Consider the following 21,151-nt stretch of genomic DNA (forward strand, 5'->3'; position numbering starts at 1 on the left):
ACGTGACTACACCGACGCCACCGGCGAAAGATCCGGCGAGCCCGGTGGGCCGCGACGAGGTGGTGGCCGCGGCACTGTCCGCGGCGGCCGAACTGTTCGCCGAACACGGCCCGGCGGCCACGTCCATCCGTGACATCGCGGCCAGGTCCAAGGTCAACCACGGACTGATCTACCGGCACTTCGGTACCAAGGAGCAGTTGGTCGGCGCCGTACTCGATCATCTCGGTGGCCGGCTCACCGTGCTGTTGGACGACGGGGGCCCAGCCGACGAGATCGACCGGACCATGGACCAACACATGCGGTTGATGGCCAGAGCGCTGCTCGACGGCTACCCCGTGGGCCGGCTGCAGACCCAGTTTCCGGGGGTCACGAGGCTGCTCGGACAGGTGCTGCCGCGTTTCGAGGATGAGCGCACCGGGCGGCTGGCCGTCGCCAACGCCGTTGCGCTGCAACTGGGGTGGCGCTTGTTCGAACCGTTCCTGAAGTCGGCGACCGGCCTGGACTCGATCAGCGACGACGACGTGCGCGCCACGGTGAGCGCGGAGATCGCACAGATCCTCGCACCCGACGACTCTTCTGCGGGTTAGTCAGCCGCCGCCGCTGACCGCGGCTTCGACTTTGTCGCCGAGCTGTTTGTCGACGTTCTTCCAGTACTCGAAGGCCCGTTCCAGGACGTGGTCGGAGACGCCCTTCGACAGGTGACCGGCGATGTTGGAGACCAGCCGGGCCCGCGCCGCGTCGTCGAGCACTTCGCGCACCATCGTGCCGGCCTGGCCCCAGTCGTCGTCCTCGGCGTGCAGCGTGTACGCGGCGCGAACCATGTCGCCGTCGGCGTGCCACAGTGATTCGCCGGTGCGGGCCGGATCGGCCTGCGGGCCGCCGTACGAATTCGGGGCGTACACCGGATCGGAGGCGTTCGTGATGCGCATGGCGCCGTCTTTCGAATAACTGTGCACGTCGACCTTGGGCGAGTTGACCGGGATCTGCTTGTAGTTGGTCCCGAGCCGAGCGCGGTGGGCGTCGGCATACGAGAAGTCACGGGCCAGCAGCATCTTGTCCGGACTCAAGCCGGTGCCGGGCACGCGGTTGTTCGGTTCGAAGGCGGCCTGCTCCATCTCGGTGTGGTAGTCGGTGACGTTGCGGTCCAGGCGCAGAGTGCCGACGTCGATCAGCGGATAGTCGCCGTGCGGCCACACCTTGGTCAGGTCGAACGGGTTGAACCGATAGTCCTTGGCCTCCTCGAACGGCATGATCTGCACTTTCAACGACCAGGTCGGAAACTCGCCGCGCTCGATGGCCGAGTAGAGATCGCGCTGGTGGGCGTCGCCGTCGATCCCGGCCATCTTGTCGCCTTCCTCCTGCGTGAGGAACTCGACGCCCTGGTCGGTCTTGAAGTGGTATTTGACCCAGAAGATCTCCCCGGCCGCGTTGATCCAGCTGTAGGTGTGGCTGGAGTAGCCGTTCATGTGCCGCCAATCGCGGGGGATGCCGCGATCACCCATCAGCCACGTCACCTGATGGGCCGACTCCGGGGACAAAGTCCAGAAATCCCACTGCATGTCGTGATCACGCAGGTTGTTGCCCGCGCGCCGCTTCTGGGAGCGGATGAAGTGCTGGAACTTCAACGGGTCACGCATAAAGAACACCGGGGTGTTGTTGCCGACCATGTCGAAGTTGCCCTCGGTCGTGTAGAACTTCGTGGCGAAGCCACGAGGATCACGCCAGGTGTCGGGGCTGCCGCGCTCACCGGCCACGGTCGAAAACCGGGTCAGGGTATCGGTTTTGACGCCCGGCTGGAACAGTGCGGCCTTGGTGTAGGCGCTGACGTCGCTGGTCACCTCGAAGTGGCCGAATGCGCCGCCGCCCTTGGCGTGCGGCTGGCGTTCCGGGATGCGCTCCCGGTTGAACATCGCCATCTGCTCGATCAGGTAGTGGTCCTGCAGCAGGATCGGTCCGTCCGGACCGATCGTCAGCGAATGTTCGTCGCTGTACACCGGAATTCCGGCGTCGGTGGTTGTCGGCTTGGGCTGGGTACCGGTCACCCCGTCGCTCCTCTCGCTCTTCAGCGGAAAGCGCCGCGCGATGCGACGCCACCGCTGTGACGGACGGGAGCTGAGTACCCAGTGGCTTTCGAATCCACACCCGGCGAGCCGGGTCGTTACTGTTCGGCGTGGCCGGCGCGACGGCGTACCGGTTCCCGGCCGGGCGGCTGAGGCGGCGGAGGCAGCAGCGGATGGCGGGGAACGACCGCGACTGTGGTCGGTCCACTGGTGCTGAGCACCACGTCGTCCCCGGCGTGGCGGATGGCCAGCGACCCGTCCGGCCCGTCGCGCAAGGTGTACGTGACGGCGTCGTGATGCGTGTCGACCGTCAACCGGAATCCCTTCCAGCGCAACCGGAAACGTAGGCACGAGATACCGTCGGGCAGATGCGGGTCCAGCGACAGGACGCCCTCGTCGTCGCGCAGCCCACCGAAGCCGGCCACCAGAGCCGTCCAGGCACCGGCCAGCGAGGCCATGTGCAGACCGTCGCGCGTGTTGTGCTGCAGATCACGCAGGTCGATCAGCGCGGCCTCATAGGCGTAGTCGTGGGCCAGCTCGAGGTGGCCGACCTCGGCGCACATCACCGCCTGGGTACATGCCGACAGTGACGAGTCGCGGGTGGTGCGCCGCTCGTAGTAGTCGACGTTGCGGGCCTTCTGTTCCGCGGTGAACGCGTGGCTCCGCCACTGCATGGCCAGCACCAGATCTGCCTGCTTGAGCACCTGGGCCGGGTAGAGCCGGACATACGGCTCGTTCAGTAACAGCGGATAGGTGGTGTTGGACGTGAAGTCCCATTCGGCCAGCGTGGTGAAGCCCTGGCACTGCGGGTGCACCCCCAGTTCGTCGTCGTAGGGGATGTGGGCGGCGTCGGCGGCGTCGCGCCAGGCCGCGGTCTCCTCGGTGGTCACGCCCATCGAGTAGGACGCCTCCGGGTGGCGGGTGCAGGCGTCGACGGCCACCCGAAGGTTGTGTGCGGCCATCAGATTGGTGAAGACGTTGTCGCGCACCACCGCGGTGTATTCGTCGGGTCCGGTAACGCCGTCCAGATGCCAGATCCCGTGGCGGTCATGGTGACCCAACGACATCCACAGCCGGGCGGTGTCTACCAGGACCTCCAGGCCGCATTCCTGCTCCAGCGAATCATCGCCGGTGACAACGCGATAGCGCTCGAACGCGGCGGCGATGTCGGCGTTGATGTGCCATGCGGCGGTGCCCGCCGGCCAATACGCCGAGCATTCCTCACCTCGGATCGTGCGCCACGGGAAACTGGCGCCCTTCAGATCGAGCTGTTGCGCACGGTCGCGGGCGAGGTCCAGCGTGGAGGCCCGCCACCGCAGTGCGTCGGCGGCCGCCTGGGGATTGGTGTACGTCAGCACCGGCAGCACGAAACCCTCGGTGTCCCAGAAGGCATGGCCGTCGTAACCCGTGCCGGTCAGCCCTTTGCCGGCGATCGCACGTCGCTCCGCACGGGCACTGGCCTGCAGCACGTGGAACAACCCGAATCGCACCGCCTGCTGGCAATCCGGGTCACCTTCGACCTCGACGTCCGCGGAGTCCCAGAACTCGTCGAGGTAGGCGCGTTGGGAGTCAAGCAGCCCCTGCCACCCGCTGTAGCGGGCGCCGGCGATGGCGCCGGCGGCCTGATCGCGCAGGGCGGGACGCGAACGCAGGCTCGACCATCCGTAGCCGAGATATTTGACGATGCGCAGCTTCTGTCCGGCCCGCAGCCCGCAGATGACGGTGGTCCGGGCCAGGTCGTCACGGGAGTCGGTGCTCACCTCGACCCGCCCCGGCACCTCGACGTCATGGTCCATCGCGGCCGCCATCATCAGTCCACTGCTTCTGGTGCGGTGCACCAAAAGCGCACCGGTGTCGGTGTTTTCGTGGTGCACGGCGTGCAGCGGATGTTTGAGCACCGCCGATACCCGTGGGTCGCCGGCGGTCTCGGGTTGATCCTCGTTGGTGACGAGTTCGGATTGCACTGTCACCCGGGTGAATTCGCCGACAGCCTCCACTGTGTACTCGATGGCGGCCACGCCGCGGTGCGCGAAGGACACCAGGCGGGTGGAGACCACCCGGACCTGCTTTCCCGCCGGGGAGCGCCAGTGCGCGAGGCGAGTCAGGGTGCCGGCGCGAAGATCCAGGATGCGCTCATGGTCGATCAGATCGCCGTAGCGCAGGTCGAAGGGCTCGTCATCGACCAACAGTCGCAGCAGCTTGCCGTTGGTGACGTCGACGACGGTCTGCCCTGCCTCGGGATAGCCGAATCCGGCTTCGGCGTAGGGCAGCGGGCGCACCTCGAAGAACCCGGCCAGGTACGTCCCGGGCAGGCCGTACGGCTCGCCCTCATCGAGGTTGCCGCGCAGGCCGATGTGACCGTTGGACAGTGCGAACAGCGATTCGGACTGAGCCAGCAGGTTCAGGTCCAAACGGGTTTCGCGCACCTGCCACGGTTCGACCGGGTACGCGTCGTGGGTGATCATCATGGCGCTACATCAACTCCGCCAGGTCGGTGACGACGATGTCGGCGCCGTCGCGGCGCAACTGCTCGGCTTGCCCGACCCGGTCAACGCCGACCACGAAGCCGAACTTTCCGGCCCGCCCGGCTGCGACCCCGGCCAGCGCGTCCTCGAACACGGCGGCCTGCGCGGGGGAGACGCCCAGGAGTTCGGCGGCGCGCAGGAAGCTGTCCGGCGCCGGTTTGCCCGGCAGGTTCTCGTCGCGCATCGTCACCCCGTCCACCCGCTGCTCGATGAATGTGTCCAATCCCGTCAGCTTGAGTACTTCTTCGGTGTTGGCGCTGGAGGACACCACGGCCCGGCGCAGGCCGGCCTGCGCCACGGCCTGCAGGTAGCGCCGCGATCCTTCGAACACCTCGACCCCGTCGGACTGCAGGGTCTGGTGGAACATCGCGTTCTTGCGGTTGCCCAGGCCCTCGACGGTGTCGGCGTCGGTGCCGTCGTCCGGTGTGCCCTCGGGCAGCTCGATCCCGCGGCTGGCCAAGAACGACCGGACACCGTCCTGCCGGCGCTTACCGTCGACGTAGTTCAGATAGTCGGCGTCGATGTCGAAGGCGACGAACGGTTCACCGGTGCGTTCGGCCCGTGCCTTCAGGTACCCGTCGAACATCGCCTTCCATGCCTTCTTGTGCACGCTGGCGGTATCGGTGAGCACGCCGTCGAGGTCGAACAGGCAGGCGCGCACCTCGTCGGGAAGACCCAGCACAGGCAACCTCGCTTCCGGATGCGTACAGGTACCACTTCAGCATGCCCAGTTCGGTGCGCGGGGTACTTCGTGACGTTCCCTCAGTAACACCATCCGAGCCCAGGCGAGATTGCAGTGGCGCGCTACTGCGCTCGTCGCAACACGCGGCAGCCACGATTTCCGTTGTGGAGCGAATCACCGGATCCGGTGGCCGCCGTTTCGCCGGGATACCGCGGCAGGGACGATGATGGGTGAGGCAAGCACATCCGTCGCGCCCGACGCCCTCAGCGTTGACCGACCGTTGCCGACCCGTCCCTCCGATCAATTGCCCCTGGTCGCGGATCGACTGTACGAAGTCCTTGTCAGCGGTGGCAGTTTCGATGCCATCTACCGCCACATCCTGGCCGTCCCCGGGAAACGGGTCTGAGCCGGGATGGCGCTGGTCTGCGCCTGTCTGCAGCCCTCGGCCGCCGCGGTGCCGCTGAGCGACGCCGTCGACGTGGCCTGTGCGATGGAGATGTTCCACGAGGCGTCGCTCGTGCACGACGACATCTGCGACGGATCGCTCTTGCGGCGCGATGCGCCTTCCGTGCCCGCCGCGTTCGGCGTCCGCACCGCCGCCCGGGCGGGATTTCATTTGGCCGGCAAAGCTCTGCAGGTGCTCGCGCGAGTGCTGGCCGACAACCCGGCCGTCTTCGCGCGGCTCGGTGAGGTCCCGGGCGTCACATATCTCGACCGGATCTCCGAGCTCTCCGCCGGCCAGCTTGTCGAGAGCCTGCCGCCCGCCGTCGACGACGCCGCCGCCCTGCGCCGGCATTACGAGCTCGTGGCCGGCGCGAAGACCGGCACCCTGTTCCGGCTGGCCTGCTCCTACGGCGGCACTGCGGGTGGACTCCACCACCATGGGCTGTCAGCCCTGATGCGGTACGCGGACCACCTCGCCCTCGCCTTTCAGATCATGGATGATGTTCGCGACGTCGAGGGCGGCCCCGCAGTGGGCAGCTTCGCCCTGCTGGCCCGGGTCGGCCCGTGTGTCTCCAGGCGCCGTGCCCGGGCGGCGGTGGCCCATATGACCATCACCACCACGGCGTTCTTGTGCACGGCAGTCGGGGCGCCCGCGCCGTACCGGCGAAGACTGCGGCTGGCAGCGGCAGTGCTGGCCGCCCGCTCACAGGTTGGCTGGGCCACGATGCTGGAGCGGGTGCGGCGTTCCGCCGACGGGGCGATCCACCAGGTGCTGCGTGCGTCGCCCAAGCCCGTTGCCGAGGTCAGCCCCACTCGGTCGAGCCCGGTCGCGGAAGTCCTCGGTCTGGGTGACCTGCGTTCGATGTGAGCTTCACGTACCGGCCGTTGAAGGCGCTCCTCGGTGATTGCGCCTGGGTTGGGTCGTGCCTCACAGACGCTGGATTCGCTGACCGCCCGGATCATCGACACGCGTATCCGCGAGCCGCACGACGAACCCATCGACCTACTCGACCTGCTGTCCACCGGACAGGATGGGCAACCGTTGTCCCGCGCGGAGATCCGGGACGAGGTCATGACCCTGGTCATTGCCGGACACGAGACCACAACCAATGCCCTGACGTTCATGCTGCCCCTTTTGTCGCAGATTCCTGCCGCCTACGAGCGTCTGATCGCCGAAGTGGACGACGTATTGCGCGGCCGGGACCCAGCGGCGGCCGACGTCGAGGTGCTGCCGTGGACGCAGGCGGTGGTGTCAGAGGCGCTGCGGCTCTATCCGCCGGCGTGCTACATCAATCGCGACGCCGCGCAAGACGACGACCTCCTGGGCATCCCGGTTTCCGCCGGCGACACCGTCGGACTCTCGCCGTACCTACTGCACCGTCATCCCGAATTCTGGCCAGAGCCAGAGCGATTCGAACCTCAACGATTCCTCCCGGAGAACGCGTCCACCCGCCCGCGCTATGCGTATGTCCCGTTCGGCGGCGGTCGTCACATGTGTCTGGGCGCGAGATTGGCCCAGTTGGAGCTGACGCTCATTCTGGCCGTCCTGTCACAGTCCGTACGCCTGGACCTCGTGCCTACGGCACCCCTGCGGGCGCGGGCAGACGTGACGCTGAATACCGTCGGCCCCGTGATGGCGACAGTCACGCCGGCTCATCCGAGTCGGCACTCCATCAGGGTTCAGGTGCTTCCCTCGTCGGTTCATCGACGTGATGGCTGATCTACTCGCTGTAGCAACCGAGTTGATAGGTGAATGTCGGATCGAGGGTAACGGGCGCTCCCGCGAATTCGGCCAGCGCGTGTAGCGACCTGTCGTCCGGTATGTCGAAGCTAAAGGGCTCGATCGGAATGTCTTCGGGCACATTCAAGATCTGGCGTATTGCTGCTGGAGTCAAGCGGGGCAGCGGGTAGTCGTGAACCAGTTGTTCGGTATCGGGGTGGAACCCTTCGAGAACCCACTGCAGTGGCATGGCGCTACCTCCCCCTGGAAGATCGTCGACCCGAAGTATAGGACCCGCTCACAGGTGCCATCTGCCGAGATTTCCGGCGCCGCGAGCACGCTCTGACCTGCCCACTAGACTGTTGCGGTGACGTCTGCATCTCCCCGTCCTGTCCTCGTCGTCGACTTCGGCGCTCAGTACGCACAGCTGATCGCTCGCCGGGTCCGTGAGGCGCGGGTGTTTTCTGAGGTCATCCCGCACACCACCACGGTCGAGGAGATCAAGGCCAAGGATCCGCAGGCCATCGTGTTGTCGGGCGGCCCGGCCAGTGTCTATGCCGAGGGCGCCCCACGACTGGACCCCGCGTTGTTCGATCTCGACGTCCCGGTGTTCGGCATCTGCTACGGCTTCCAGGCCATGGCCCAGGCGCTCGGCGGCACCGTCGAACACACCGGGACCAGCGAGTATGGACGTACCGAGCTGAATGTATCGGGTGGTGACCTGCATGCCGAACTGCCGGGCACCCAGCCGGTGTGGATGAGCCACGGCGACGCGGTCACCGCGGCGCCGGATGGGTTCAACGTGATCGCCTCCAGCGCCGGCGCCCCTGTCGCCGGCTTCGAGAACCGGGCCCGCCGGCTTGCCGGCGTGCAGTACCACCCCGAGGTGCTGCATTCACCGCACGGCCAGCAGGTGCTGAGCCGCTTCCTGCATGAATTCGCCGGCATCGGTGCGACGTGGACCGCCGCCAATATCGCCGATCAGCTGATCGAGGCGGTGCGGGCCCAGATCGGCGACGGCCAGGCCATCTGCGCATTGTCGGGCGGCGTCGACTCCGCGGTGGCGGCCGCGTTGGTCCAGCGCGCCATCGGAGACCGATTGACATGTGTGTTCGTCGACCACGGCCTGCTGCGGGCGGGGGAGCGCGCGCAGGTCGAGCGTGACTTCGTCGCGGCGACCGGTGCGAAACTGGTCACCCTCGACGTCGCTGATCGCTTCCTCGAGGCACTGTCCGGGGTGACCAACCCCGAGGGCAAGCGCAAGATCATCGGCCGCGAGTTCATCCGGGCGTTCGAGCGGGTGGTTCGCGACACCTTGGGCGCGAGCGAGGGCGAGATCGAGTTCCTGGTGCAGGGCACGCTGTATCCCGACGTCGTGGAATCCGGCGGCGGCACCGGCACGGCCAACATCAAGAGCCACCACAATGTCGGTGGGCTGCCCGACGATCTGAAGTTCAAGCTCGTCGAGCCGCTGCGACTCTTGTTCAAGGACGAGGTGCGCGCGGTCGGCCGGGAATTGGGCCTGCCGGAGGAAATCGTTGGCCGCCAACCCTTCCCGGGCCCGGGTCTGGGCATCCGGATCGTGGGCGAGGTGACGGCCGACCGGCTCGACACGCTGCGCCGTGCCGATGCGATCGCCCGCGAGGAACTCACCGCCGCCGGCCTGGACCAGCAGATCTGGCAGTGCCCGGTGGTGCTGCTGGCCGACGTGCGATCGGTCGGTGTGCAGGGGGACGGACGCACCTACGGTCACCCGATCGTGTTGCGCCCGGTGTCCAGTGAGGACGCCATGACCGCGGACTGGACCCGGGTGCCTTACGAAGTGCTGGAACGGATTTCGACCCGGATCACCAATGAGGTGCCCGAGGTCAACCGGGTGGTGCTGGATGTCACCAGCAAGCCGCCGGGCACCATCGAGTGGGAATGACGGGGCGCGCCGGGCATTGGTTGGCAACCCTTTGTCTGAGAACAACACCATCCCCGCGAAGATCAGAAAGAACCTCGAGGAAATACGCCTTGCCAAAGACGTGATCCGGTCTTGGCGGAGCCTGAATGACCAGGAATTGTCGACAGCTGTTGCAAAATATGACAGAGCGGTAAGAGCGGAACGCTCGCAGTATTATCGTGAACTGTTCGAGGATGGCGAATTCGCGCGGTTGCTTCTGAGCATTCAGAAGGCTCGCCCGAATGACGACAAGCTGACGATTCTGGTCATCTCTGCGATCGGTAACATGCTTCAACGGTATGGCTTGCAGGAAACCTCCGAAATCTACGACTTGATGTTGTCGAATGCTCGCAGAAATAACGTCGGGCCGTACGTTGCGATCTTCCTTCCTCGCATGCGCACGTTTATGGCCAGTGAAGAGAATAAGTGGGATTACTTCATCGGCATAAAGAGCTTGTCTCCGAAGAAGGTTGCCGAACGATCCTTCGAGGTGGTGCTTGACTTATATGGCGACGATATTCCGGAACAACACCGAGGCGCGGTGGTGCAGTATCTGGAAAAGAAGATGCAATCCGCGAACAATGAGTACGGTCGGCAGTACTATGCGGACTTCAGGAACAAAGTGCGGCAAAACAACTGACAGGCCATAGGGCGTCATCCGCACGGCGGGCGTTTGATTTCCGCGGGTTTCGGGCCGCGGTCACGTCCGCTCGCCGGGGTTGGTGGCAGCGTTCTCGACGTACTCGGTCAGCATCTGACTGACGACCGATTCGATGGTCGACTCGATCGAGGCGGCCAGTGTCGCGCTGACCGCGGACACCGCCTGGGTCCGGAATTGAATCAGCATCGTGATCAGTTCGGCCACTTCGGTATCCGCCGGCAGCGACTCGCCGGGCTTGATCTTCTCGGACACCTGATCCACCCCGGCCTGCACCAGGATCGAGCTGATCTGGTCGAGGAGCGGCACCACCTGCTCGTGCACGTTGATCAATGTGTCGATCGGGACACCGTACTGCCGCACCTCGTTGAATGCCTCGATCAGCTTGGGCCGCACGATGATTGCCTCACCCGATGACTTCTCGAGCTTGATCACGCCGTTGCCGACCAGCCGGTCGAAGGCAGCGTCGTCATCGACCAGACGTTTCGCATCGGCGAGCGGCATGCGTTCGGGCTTCTCGGTCGCCCAGTTGCCGGCGATGGCGTCCTCCAGCCCGAGGACGTCCCCGATGTCCTTGCCCTGCTCCCATGCGCTGAGCATCTCGTGGACGTGCGCGATGTTGTAGCCCCGATCCAGCATCGAGGTGATCAGCCGCAGCCGGGTCAGGTGGGTGTCGTTGAACAACGCGATCCGGCCGACCCGCAGCGGTGGGTGCAGCAGTCCCCGGTCGCGGTACACCCGAATGTTGCGGGTGGTGGTGTCGGCCAGCCGCGCGAGTTCGTCGATGCGGTATTCGCCGGACGCCGCGACGCCGTGCGGCTGCACGGCGGCGTCGAAGAGTTGGGCCACCGCCGTTTCGATGACGTCGCGCGATCCGCGCCGGATCTGCCGGGGGGCCCGGCGCAGACCGGTGAGGATCGTCGAGATGGCGCCCGCCGACTGCCGGGGCTGCTTGGCCGCCATCAGGCCGAGGAGCTGATCGCGACACGTGCGTCGCGTGCCACGTCGTAGTCACCGAGCCGGAAATCCCGCATCTGTCGAAGATACTGGGTGGCGGTTCCGGGATACATCGACGCGTTGAATCCGTCCGCGGTCAGGTACCAGCTGGTGCACCCTGACATCCAGGTGGTTTTCGTCAGTCGCCGCTGCAACCGGGTGTTGTGGCGCTCCTGGACGTCGGCGCGCACGTCGAGATATCGCAGATTCTTGCGCAGGATCGTGCGGATACCGGCGACGGCGTAGTCGATCTGGCCCTCGACGTAGACGAGCAGTGAGTTGTGGCCCGGCCCCGAGTTGGGGCCGGTCATCAGGAACAGGTTCGGGTACCCGTGGACGTTGATGCTCTTGTAGGCCTGGGCGCCGCCTGTCCATTCATCGGCCAGCGACCGGCCGCCGAGACCGGTGACGGGATACGGCGGACCGGTGAGATGGACGTCGAAGCCGGTGGCGAACACGATCGCGTCGAGGTGGTGTTCGATGCCGTCGCTGGTACGGATACCCACCGGGCTCATCGTGGCGATCGGCCAGTCGATCAGCTTGCAGTTGTCGCGCTGCAGCGCCGGGTAGTAATCGCTGGAGACCAGCATGCGTTTACAGCCGGGGGTGAAATCCGGGGTGAGCTGCCTGCGCAGCCACGGGTCGGAAACCTGCCGGCGTAGATGCGCCTTGCCGAGCCGCGCGACCAGGCCCGTCAGCGGGGTGTCCCACACCATCGCCGTCGCGCTCGCCTCATGACCCCAGAACAGGATCTGGCGGGCGAGCTGTTGGACGGCAGGTACTTTCGTGAACAACGTGCGCGCGGCCGGGGGAGTGGCGATGTCCAGACGCGGGATCACCCACCCTGGAGTGCGTTGGAACACCTTGACGAAGCCTGCGGTCTTCACCAGCTCCGGGATGATCTGTACGGCGCTGGCTCCGGTGCCGATGACGGCGACGCGCTTGCCGGTGAAGTCGTAGTCGTGATCCCAGTTCGCGCTGTGGATCTTGTGGCCCTGATAGGTGTCCAGTCCGCGGATGTCGGGCCACTTGTGGTCGGGCAGGGGACCGGAGGCCAGTACCACTGTCCGGGCCCGAAAACGCTTGCGGCCAGTTGTCTTGACCGTCCAGACCCCGTCGGCTTCATCGAACGACAGACCGTCGACCTCGATACCGAACTGGATCCGCCGGCGCAGGTCGAACGCGTCGACCATGTCCTCGATGTGCTGACGAATCTCGCCGGCCGGGGAATAGGCCCGCGACCAGTCCGGGTTCTTGACGAACGAGAACGAGTACAGCAGCGACGGAATATCGCATGCCGCACCGGGATAGGTGTTGTCGCGCCACGTCCCGCCGACGCGGTCCGAACGGTCCAGGATGACGAAGTCATCGACTCCGGCCTCGATGAGCTTGATCGCGGTGCCGATGCCGGTGAACCCGGCGCCGACGATCAGCGTGTCGTAAGTCCGATTCGCCATGTCAGGCCGCCGGCTCGTGGGTCAGTTCTTTGAACCAAGAGGGGATCGGCCGCAGCAGCGTCTTCGGATAGCGGTCGGAGGCCCACACCATGGGATTGGCGATCCAGTGATAGGGGTGGCGTGGGTTGGTGACCATCCGGCCGTGCAGCTTGAGCAGCTGATAGGTCGGGACCCGCCAGGTGTGCTCACCGCGGCCTCCGATCTCCTTGAAACGCATCATCGCCTTGTACAGCTTCTCCGGTTGCAGGCCCATGTCGACGATGTTGTTGCGCATCCGGTTGAGCAGCGGGACATACATCAACGTGCCGATGATCACTCCGGGAGAAGCCACGTTGCCGACGAATTCGACCGCCAGTCTCCGCGCGGTGGAGTTGCCGATCATGTCGAGAACCTCGAAATCAACCGCGATATGGCGGGATTCGTCGTTGTTGATCTTCTCGAAGACCTGGTGACACACGGGGTCGTCGACCTCTTCGAGCAGGAACTTCAGCAGTGCTCCGTCGAGAGCCACCTCGAGCATCGGGATGACGGTACCGAGGACCGACAGAGACATGTTGTCGGAGAAGGTGTCCAGCCACTCGATGGCCAACCGGATGTTGACGTTCGGTTCGGGCATCTCGCCGTCTTCGAGCATGCCCCAGCGCTTCATCAGGGCCAGCTCGGCATTGGCGTGCCGCTGCTCCTCGGCGTGGAAGTAGCGGTAGATCTCGGCGATGGTCGGGGTCGGCGCCTTCTTGGCCAGCGCGGCGAACCCACGCGCACCGACATTCTCGATCCAGCACAGATCGGCCATGAAAGCCTTGAGTTTCGGCCGCATCTCGTCGGTGATGGTCTCGGCCCCCGGTGCATCCCAGTCGATGTCGGCCAGGGCCCACTGGCGGTCCTTGATCTTCGCCAGCATTCGTTCCATGTCCATCGTCATTACGAAACCTCCTCAGAACTGCTGATGCGGGTGGCAAGGCCGACCGTGCGGGTGTACACCGTCGGGGTGAGTCGTTTTATGCCCCAACCGATCCGGGCGTCCGGTTGCGGCATGCAGTACAGGCCGCCACGGTCGTTGGTGTCCAGGCACATGCGGGCGACGCGCTCGGGGGAGAACCCGGTCCAGCGCATCAGCCGGTCGGCCAGCTGCGTCGATTGGGCTGTGATCCGGCCGGCTTCGACGATGTTGGTCTTGACGAACGTCGGACACAGCACTGTGACGTTGATGCCGGTGCCGGACAGTTCTGCGGCCAGGGTCTCCGACAGCGACAGCGTCCCGGCCTTGCTGACGTTGTAGGCGGCCATTCCCGGGGCAGCGCCGAATGCCGCGGCGGAAGCGACATTGATGATGCCGCGTGGTTGGTCCGTGTCCGCGGCACGCAGGATCGGCGTAAACACGTGGCAACCGTGGATCGGCCCCCACAGGTTGATGCCGAGCACCCAGTTCCAGTCGTCGATGCTGGTGTCGCCGATGGGTTGTCCGCCGGCCCCGACGCCGGCGTTGTTGACGACGAGGGAGGGTGGTCCGCCGAACCAGGCTTGCGCGGCGTCGGCAAGGTGGGTGACTTCCTCGATCCGCGAGACGTCGCAGCGCACCGCGGTGGCCTGCCCTCCCTCGGCGGTGATGGCCTCGGCGGTGGCGCGGGCGGCGGCCTCGTCGATGTCGCTGCACACCACCCGACCACCGCGCGTAGCCAGTTCGCGTGCGAAGGCGGCGCCGATCCCGCTGCCCGCACCGGTGACAACCGCGTCGGCGTACCGGCTGCGCTTGCGGCTCGATCCGAAGATGTTCACCCGGCGACCTCGATGTTGTTCTCGATGGTGTTGCAGCGCAGGGATTCCGAGATGAATCCTGCGGCTTGTTGCACGGCTGGGGCGGCCTCCGGACTGAGCCGGGGTAGGGCCTGGAAGACGTGCACCTGGTCGGGCCACACTTGCAGTTCGGCATCGCCCCCGGCAGCGCGGATGTCCGCGTCGAGCGAGCGGGCGTCGGCAAGCAGCATCTCGGCGCCGCCGGCCTGGATCAGGGCCCGCGGTAACTGTCGCCCGCCCGCGACGTCCAGTTTCAGTTTCGGATGGCTGACATCAACTCTCCCGCAATACAACTCGACCAGGCGGGCAGCATCGGCGACGCGAATCGCGGGGTCCGGGCGCAGGCTCTCGCGGCCACGCGCGAGGGCGAACGTCAGATCGATCAGCGGGGAGAACAGCACCAGCCCGGCGGGGTGGACGACATCGGGTTGCAGCAGCAGATCCACGGCGAGGTGTCCGCCCGCGGAATCGCCCGCCATCACGATGCGGCCGGGATGGAGCCCGCGTTCGGTGCAGAGCCAGTCCCAGCCCGCGCGAACGTCGTTGGCGGCGGCGGGGAACCGGTGTTCGGGAGCCAGCCGGTAGTCGATACAGAACACGGGCAGTCCGGTCAGGCGCGACAGCCAGGCGGTGAGCCGACGGTGGGTCCGCGGCGAGCACAGCGCGAATCCGCTGCCGTGGAGGTAGTAGATGGCGCGTTCACCTTCGGTCACTCCGGGGCCGCGCACCCATTCACCCACGACGCGTCGACCGTCGGCCATGCGTACGTCGACGTGTTCGACGCGGGTGCCCGACAGTGACGGCCCGAAGGTGGCCATGATCCGGGCGATCAGTCTGCGGGAAGTCCACAGGCCCCAGCCGGTGTCCGGCGGCAGAGCGGCGCTGACCTGGCGCAGGGTGAGGCTGCTCACTGTGGACGCGCTGCGGGATCGCAAGGATCCGCGTTGGGCCGGGGGAATTCCGGTGGTTCCGGACATGGGGCCTCCTCGTCGAAGCGTGCGAGGAGTACATCAGCAATTGATGACATTTGTCAATGTCACCAATTGGTGATGGTGATGTTTGATTCGGCTCAGCGGGCCGGGTCGCCGCGCCACCGAAAACTGTTGACGTACTTGCCCATATCTTGCGCCAGGTCCAAATCGGCACCGGACGGAATGCCGGGGCCGAAATCGGGGCCGAAGGCGTGATAGGGGCCGGTGGCGACGGCGATCAGTGCCAGGTCGTTCTTGACCGCGGCCACGATGACAACCCGTATCCGCATGTAGTCACCGGTGGCGTTTTGCGGCCAGTTGTCGAGGACCATCCCGTATCCGAGCTGATAGCCGACCATGGCATTCGGGATCTCGTAGTCGACGTCGGAATCGGGATACGTGTCATCGACCAGAGCGGTGGCGATCTCCTTCGGCGTTCGTCCGGTCGCGGGCCTGCCGATGAGTTGCATCGTGCCGCCGTCTCCGGCCAGGAAATCCGCCGTGACACCGTCGTCGGCGGTGGTGACCGAGTAGGCCGCACCGGCGGCCGGATACGCGACGGAGAACGCGCCGTCCGAGGCGGTGAAGCGGGGATTGGCCGCCACCGGTTCGGCCGTCGGCGGAGTGCCGCAGTCCGGCGGGCATGCGTAGAGCGCGGGTGCGTGGCTGACCAATGCCGACACCCCGGCGAGGCCCGCTGCCACTGTTGCGACCCCGGCACCCCAGGCCCCCAGTAGCCGGCGGTCGCCGGCCCCGTACACCGGTCGCGACAACGCCCGGACCGCGGACCCGCAGTTCGGGCAGAACGCCATGGCGGAATCGGGGTGGTCGCATTGTGGGCACGACAGGGGTCCGTCATCGGGAACGGCGTCGTGCGCTCCGTGGAGCAATGCGAGCTGCAGACCGACTCGCAGTGCCAGCATTGCCAACACCATCACGGCCAAATGCACTGCCAGCACCAAGATCTGTGACACCGGCGCGATGTCGATCAGACCGAGAATCGCATAGCAGGCTGGGACGGATGCGGCCGTCAGCAGCACGGCCGTGCGGACCCGCGCTTTGTCCGGCGCCGGGGTGAACCACAGGGCGATGCCGACGAGGGCACCGGCGGCCGCGGCGGTCAACGGCACCGCCACCGCCTGGATGCCGGCCTGTACCAACAGCCCGCTGAGCGGCCGGTCGTGGTCCACCATCCCGTCGTCGAATTGCGGAGCCAGTCGGCTCAGCGTGGCAGCCGCGGTGAACGCAAGGGCGCCGAGCGCACCGATGGCAAAGCCGCCCAACGGGTCTCGTGTTCGCCGCCCGAGCAGGCGGATCGCCACCACTGGGGTGAGCATCAACAGCATGGCGCCGAGCGGGATACCCAGACCGTCGCGCATCATCCGCAACTGCGGCACATCGACGCCCATCGGCATGTCGTACTCCCTGGCCACTGCGGCTCCGGTCGTCAATGTCCAGGCGGCGCCCAGCGTGGCTCCCAGGACGGCGGTCGGCAGCAGTGTGCGTACCGGAACATCCGGAGAGACAACGGATCTCCGTAGATACGCGACGAACAGGAGCGGCACGCCGAATGCGGCGAACGCGTTCATCGCCGCCGGCAGTCGTAGCAGTGCGCAAGCGACCACTGCGATCACCAGCGCACCCACTGCCAGCCGGAACGGTGCGCGCGAATGTTGCGGTAGCTGTGGGAACAGCGAACTGACCGCCGACGGCCGCAGCAGATGCTCGCGGCCCGCACAGTACGCCCGGATTCGTAACCACCCGGGTCTACCCCGTGACGGGTCCAGGTATGCACCGCACCGTCCGCAGAATGTGCCCGCCGGAACATCGGTTCGGCATGCTCGGCAATCGACGGTGCTCATGGCGTGAGTGGCCGCAGGGTCAGCGGCCGATTTCCGACGGTGCTACTGCCGGTGGGGGCTGCCGATCCCGTGACGCCCGGTGGGTGGCCCGGGCGGTTCCACGTGGGTGGGCGTGAAGCTGTTGGCGCCACCGGGGGTGACCTGCTTCTCGGTGGGGGCCACGGGCGGTGGGGCCGACGGCGTGGTCGTCGTCGTTGTCGTGGTGGTCGGGGTGGGGCTCGTGGTCTCGGGCGCTTTCTCGCCGGTACCGCAAGCACTGAGTCCGACCATCCCGATGATCGCGGCGGAGGCTGCGGCGACTGCGAGGCGACGAGTTGATGGGCCTGACCTCATGATTAGTCCTCACTGTCCCCCGCGGACGATACAGAAACAGGCCCCGAACAGGGTCTGCCAGCAAACCCTAGCCCAGTGCGCTCCGGCGCGGACGTCAATTGCGAGGTTTTCTGGTCGCGGCAGCGGGCGCGTCTACCGCGGGGGTCAGCGGTTGGGGTCCCCGCGCCAGCGGAAACTGTTGACGTATTTGCCCATGTCCAGGGCCAGCTGCAGGTTGGCGCCCGAGGGCTTGCTGGCCCCTGAGCCAGGGCCGAATTCCCGGTAGGGTCCGACGGCCGATGCGATGAGGGCGAGGTCGTCTTTGACCGCGACCAACACCAGCACCCGCATCCGCATGTAGTTACTCGTGGCGCCCTGTGGCCAGCAGTCGGCGACCAGGCCGAACCCGGGGTGGTAACCGACCATCGCGTTGGGGATGTCGTAGGCCGTCTTGGTATCCGGAAATGTCTTTTTGACAAGAGAATTGGCGATGTCCTCGGCGTTGCGTCCACCGGCCGGCTCACTGAACAACTGGAGCATGCCACCGTCACCGGCCTGGAATTCCGCGGTGACACCGGTGGGGTTGGCGGTGACCTTGTAGGCCGAGGACGCCACCGGGTAGGACACCGAAAAGCTGCCGTCGGGGGCGGTGAACACCGGATTGATCGCTACCGCCTGCCCGGTCGGGGGTTGTCCGCACTCGGGCGGGCACATGTATCGCACCGGTGGCTTGCTCGTCGCATGGGAGACCCAGGCGAGCGTGCCGGCAACCAGGGCGATTCCCGTACCCAGGACCGCCAGCACTTTCAGTGCCGAGGTCTTGCGGATGGCCCGGGTGCGGCCGGTGGAAATAGGTACCGCATAGCCGGGAAAGAACGTGCTCATCCCGGGTCACGCACCGGCCGGTGCTCACGACGCTCTTCTCTGGACGTGCGTGACGAGGCATGGGTGGCCGCACCGCAGTGCGGGCAGAACGACATGTCGGGCACGACGTGGCCGCAGCGCGGGCAGAAGATGGGTTGGTCGGAGGCGATCTCGTCCTGTGCTTCGTGCAGCAGCGCCAGATGCAGACCGACGCGCAGCGCCAGTAGCGCCATCATTGCCACCGTGATGTGCACCGCCAGCTGGATCCACTGGGGGATACGGGCAACATCGACCAGACCCAGCCCGGTGTAGATGATCAGCACCGCAAACGCGCAGGAGAACATCACCAGCCGGACATAGCCGACATGTTTGTCGATCTTGGTGGCGGGGCGGGTGAACCACAGCGCCGCACCGATCAGACCGCCGATGGATGCTGCGGTCAAAGGCACGGCAACACCGCGTATCCCGGCCTCGACGATCAGGCCGGACATCGGGCGGTTACGCGCCACCATGCCGGCGGTGAGCTGCGGTGCCAGCCGGGTCAGGGTGGCGGCCGCGGTGAAGGCTGTCGCACCGAGCGCGCCGATCATGAAGCCGTCCAACGATTCCCGGCTGGCCGGTCGAGTGATCCGGACCACGACAGCGGGCACCAGCATCAGGGCCGCACCGCCCAGCGGAATCCCCAAGCCGTTGCGCATGATCCGGAAACCGGTCACCCCGGCACCGAGCGGGACGCCGTAGGACTTGGCCATGACATGGCCGGTGAGAAGCACCCATCCGACTCCCAGTGCGATTCCCAGCACGATGGTCAGCACCAGATTGGCGCGGCGCAGGTCGCGGAAGGCGTCGGACTCATAGAGATAGATCAGGAACAGCAGTGGAAGGCCGAGCGCAGCGACCGCGATCAGGGCTGCGGGCAGCCGCAGCAGCGCGCACGCCACCAACCCGGCCAACAGGACCAGCATCGCGACGCGGAACGGGGTGCGGGATTGGTGCGACAGGTGGGGGAACAGCGAGCTGGTGATCGACGGGCGCAGCAGATGCTCGTCGGGGGCGACGCAGGATGCACTGAGGCGCAACCATTCCGGTCCGTCTCCTCGCTCCTTGTCGATCGGTACCCCGCACAGCCCACAGAATTTGCCGTCGGGCACGTCGACCTTGCAGACGCGGCACTCGGTGGTGGGGACGTCGGTGTCGTCAGGCGTGTCGGTCATCGGTTCGCCTTCTGCAGGACGAGCAGGTTCTTGACGAGGTTCTCCACGTCAGGCGAGCCCAGCCCGGTCACCAGGTCGTAGCCGGGTGCGGCGGTGGCCACCGCATTGCCGCCGAGATCGACATCACGGAAAGCCGGCAGCGGTGCTCCTTTGGCGATCTTGTACAGCTGGGGATTGAGATCGCCGAGGGCGCGGCCGCCGTTGGCGATCAGGTACTGATTCATCACCGCGGCCATCCCGGCCCACAACGGGGCGGACTGCGATGTGCCTCCGCCGACCAGAACCTGGCCGTTCAGAACGATTTTCACGCCCGTGAACGGGTCGGCCACGGCGGCCACATCCGGGGTCAGTCGCCGTTGCTCCCCGCGATCGCCGGGTGCGGACAGTCCGTGCTGCCACTCGGGGCGGTCGAACAGTGAGGACACCCCGCCGCCGGTGCCCTGCGACAGCGGGACGTCGAACCAGGCCTGCTCGGCCAGCCAGCCGCCGTCGGCGTCGGTGGACAGCGTCGTGCCGCCGACATCGGTGATCTCCGGCAGGGAGGCCACTGAGTCCAGGCCGATGTCATCTTCTTCGGGTGCGGACGACCAGTCTTGTCCGCCTTTGCATTCCAGGCCGGCCAGGTCACCGCTGGCGTTGAATGCCGTGGTGCCGTGGGTGTGTGCGGTGACCAGTGCCGAGCGGACGGGGGCGAGATCGGCTGCGGTGATCAACTTGTCGCAGCCCCAGCCGATCGAGAAACTCCACACTGCGCCGGGGAACTGCTGGTCCGCGGACTCCAGCATCTTCCCGATCTTCTCGTAGGCGCCGTCCCCCTGAACGGTCGGCCGGGCGTTGACCACGACCTTCTGTGCATCAGGGGCGATGGCGTGGGCGACCTGCAGGTCCATCGTGGTCTCACCGTGCGGGGCACTCGGTTGCCCGCCGACCACGGTGGGAGTGAACCTGGGCAGGCCGAAGGTGGTGGCGAACGTGTCCAGATCGGCCTGATCGAAACCGTCGAATGCGAAGAACACGATGGTGGTGCCCTTGCCGGTGAACCCCTGTTTCGCCAGGTTGGTGAGGTTGTAGGTGTTGAGCACCGCCTGCGGCGTCAACCCCTGGTCCGGAACATCGATAGGCAGGTTCCGCAGGTCCGGCAGCGACATCCGGTACGGCGTGTAGCCCAGGATGCGGCCGACTCCGGAGACCTCCCCGGTCAGTGGTTCGGGTACCGACGGCTGCTGCGGTGAGGCATAGAACTCCTGACCGCGTAGGCCGCGGTAGTCGTGGATGTCCACGCCGAAAGCGGTTGCCATCGCGGCGGATCGGCCTTCGGCGATCGCCCAGGCATCACCGGGTCGCCACCGGACCGACAGCGAATGCTCCTCGGCCCACCCGAACAGCGCAGCCGGTCGGGTGATGCCGTGCAGCGTCATGGTCAGCTGTGCCGAGCCGCTCTCGGCGGGTCCGAGATCCGTTGAGGCAGAAAGCAGTTGGGCGTACGGTCCCGTAATTTGCGTGGGACCGTACGCCCGATCGCCTGTGGCGGGGCCGGCTCGCAGGTCGGAGACCAGCAGGGCGCTGAACAGGATCAGCGCCAGTAACGCCCGTCCGGGGGCGATGTTCATCCCCGCCATGGGCGAACGACCGACTTTCTGCGCTCCC

General features: G+C 66.4%; 19 protein-coding genes. 5 read left to right on the top strand and 14 right to left on the bottom strand.

The annotated features are described in order from the left end of the window. Positions 1-2 precede the first annotated feature (2 nt). Positions 3-587 carry a TetR/AcrR family transcriptional regulator gene (locus EYZ64_RS08505; protein ID WP_135453044.1) on the top strand — a complete coding sequence of 195 codons (585 nt, stop codon included), beginning with the start codon at positions 3-5 and terminating at the stop codon, positions 585-587. On the opposite strand, the gene EYZ64_RS08510 is transcribed toward EYZ64_RS08505, so the two are convergent. The 3 genes from EYZ64_RS08510 to EYZ64_RS08520 all read right to left on the bottom strand — a co-directional run bounded on the left by EYZ64_RS08510 (position 588) and on the right by EYZ64_RS08520 (position 5,267). Beyond that, on the bottom strand, positions 588-2,042 hold the full coding sequence (locus EYZ64_RS08510; RefSeq protein WP_135453045.1) for a catalase: 1,455 nt from the start codon (positions 2,040-2,042) through the stop codon (positions 588-590). It abuts the gene before it with no gap. A 116-nt stretch (positions 2,043-2,158) separates the two neighbouring features. Further along, complete coding sequence (locus tag EYZ64_RS08515; RefSeq protein ID WP_135459900.1) at positions 2,159-4,525, bottom strand: glycoside hydrolase family 65 protein; 2,367 nt, start codon at positions 4,523-4,525, stop codon at positions 2,159-2,161. A gap of 7 nt (positions 4,526-4,532) precedes the next feature. Beyond that, positions 4,533-5,267 (bottom strand): beta-phosphoglucomutase family hydrolase, encoded by a 735-nt coding sequence (locus EYZ64_RS08520; RefSeq protein WP_135453046.1) that lies wholly within the window; start codon positions 5,265-5,267, stop codon positions 4,533-4,535. Positions 5,268-5,679: 412 nt separating this feature from the next. On the opposite strand from EYZ64_RS08520, the gene EYZ64_RS08525 reads away from it, so the two are divergent. Both EYZ64_RS08525 and EYZ64_RS08530 read left to right on the top strand, forming a co-directional pair. After that, on the top strand, positions 5,680-6,579 hold the full coding sequence (locus EYZ64_RS08525; protein ID WP_286174692.1) for a polyprenyl synthetase family protein: 900 nt from the start codon (positions 5,680-5,682) through the stop codon (positions 6,577-6,579). Positions 6,580-6,612: 33 nt separating this feature from the next. Further along, complete coding sequence (locus EYZ64_RS08530) at positions 6,613-7,431, top strand: cytochrome P450 (RefSeq protein WP_135453047.1); 819 nt, start codon at positions 6,613-6,615, stop codon at positions 7,429-7,431. A gap of 1 nt (position 7,432) precedes the next feature. On the opposite strand, the gene EYZ64_RS08535 is transcribed toward EYZ64_RS08530, so the two are convergent. Further along, positions 7,433-7,681, bottom strand: a complete 249-nt coding sequence (locus tag EYZ64_RS08535; protein WP_135453048.1) for a DUF7683 domain-containing protein — start codon at positions 7,679-7,681, stop codon at positions 7,433-7,435. A 117-nt stretch (positions 7,682-7,798) separates the two neighbouring features. Here EYZ64_RS08535 and guaA point away from each other — a divergent pair, with 117 nt between their 5' ends. Next, positions 7,799-9,358, top strand: coding sequence for a glutamine-hydrolyzing GMP synthase (guaA, locus tag EYZ64_RS08540; protein ID WP_135453049.1), 1,560 nt, complete (start codon positions 7,799-7,801; stop codon positions 9,356-9,358). Next, positions 9,318-10,016 carry a hypothetical protein gene (locus EYZ64_RS08545; RefSeq protein WP_135453050.1) on the top strand — a complete coding sequence of 233 codons (699 nt, stop codon included), beginning with the start codon at positions 9,318-9,320 and terminating at the stop codon, positions 10,014-10,016. Before guaA ends, EYZ64_RS08545 begins: the two co-directional genes overlap by 41 nt. A 60-nt stretch (positions 10,017-10,076) precedes the next feature. Here the strand turns inward: EYZ64_RS08545 and EYZ64_RS08550 are convergent, their stop codons facing one another. The 10 genes from EYZ64_RS08550 to EYZ64_RS08595 all read right to left on the bottom strand — a co-directional run bounded on the left by EYZ64_RS08550 (position 10,077) and on the right by EYZ64_RS08595 (position 21,114). Next, complete coding sequence (locus EYZ64_RS08550; protein ID WP_135453051.1) at positions 10,077-10,997, bottom strand: MerR family transcriptional regulator; 921 nt, start codon at positions 10,995-10,997, stop codon at positions 10,077-10,079. After that, entirely contained in the window at positions 10,997-12,487 is a 1,491-nt protein-coding gene (locus EYZ64_RS08555; RefSeq protein WP_135453052.1) for a flavin-containing monooxygenase, read from the bottom strand. The genes EYZ64_RS08550 and EYZ64_RS08555 overlap by 1 nt, the downstream gene beginning before the upstream one ends. A gap of 1 nt (position 12,488) precedes the next feature. Then, positions 12,489-13,409, bottom strand: coding sequence for a ferritin-like domain-containing protein (locus tag EYZ64_RS08560; protein ID WP_135453053.1), 921 nt, complete (start codon positions 13,407-13,409; stop codon positions 12,489-12,491). Then, the gene (locus EYZ64_RS08565) at positions 13,409-14,263 is read right to left on the bottom strand and encodes an SDR family NAD(P)-dependent oxidoreductase (RefSeq protein ID WP_463741591.1); all 855 of its coding nucleotides are present in this window, start codon (positions 14,261-14,263) and stop codon (positions 13,409-13,411) included. Before EYZ64_RS08565 ends, EYZ64_RS08560 begins: the two co-directional genes overlap by 1 nt. Next, positions 14,260-15,258 carry an alpha/beta hydrolase gene (locus EYZ64_RS08570; RefSeq protein WP_135453054.1) on the bottom strand — a complete coding sequence of 333 codons (999 nt, stop codon included), beginning with the start codon at positions 15,256-15,258 and terminating at the stop codon, positions 14,260-14,262. Before EYZ64_RS08570 ends, EYZ64_RS08565 begins: the two co-directional genes overlap by 4 nt. Positions 15,259-15,350: 92 nt before the next feature. Further along, the gene (locus tag EYZ64_RS08575) at positions 15,351-16,886 is read right to left on the bottom strand and encodes a zinc ribbon domain-containing protein (protein WP_353653672.1); all 1,536 of its coding nucleotides are present in this window, start codon (positions 16,884-16,886) and stop codon (positions 15,351-15,353) included. Between the two features lie 270 nt (positions 16,887-17,156). Further along, entirely contained in the window at positions 17,157-17,447 is a 291-nt protein-coding gene (locus tag EYZ64_RS08580; RefSeq protein ID WP_135453055.1) for a hypothetical protein, read from the bottom strand. Between the two features lie 144 nt (positions 17,448-17,591). After that, positions 17,592-18,311: a hypothetical protein gene (locus tag EYZ64_RS08585; RefSeq protein ID WP_135453056.1), complete on the bottom strand. Its 720-nt coding sequence runs from the start codon at positions 18,309-18,311 to the stop codon at positions 17,592-17,594. Further along, the gene (locus tag EYZ64_RS08590) at positions 18,308-19,504 is read right to left on the bottom strand and encodes a zinc ribbon domain-containing protein (protein ID WP_135453057.1); all 1,197 of its coding nucleotides are present in this window, start codon (positions 19,502-19,504) and stop codon (positions 18,308-18,310) included. Before EYZ64_RS08590 ends, EYZ64_RS08585 begins: the two co-directional genes overlap by 4 nt. Beyond that, a complete protein-coding gene (locus EYZ64_RS08595) occupies positions 19,501-21,114 on the bottom strand; it encodes a S53 family peptidase (protein ID WP_450070398.1) in 1,614 nt (537 codons plus the stop codon). Before EYZ64_RS08595 ends, EYZ64_RS08590 begins: the two co-directional genes overlap by 4 nt. Positions 21,115-21,151 lie beyond the last annotated feature (37 nt).

It is taken from the genome of Mycobacterium sp. DL99 (assembly GCF_004762045.1).
Classification (GTDB): domain Bacteria; phylum Actinomycetota; class Actinomycetes; order Mycobacteriales; family Mycobacteriaceae; genus Mycobacterium.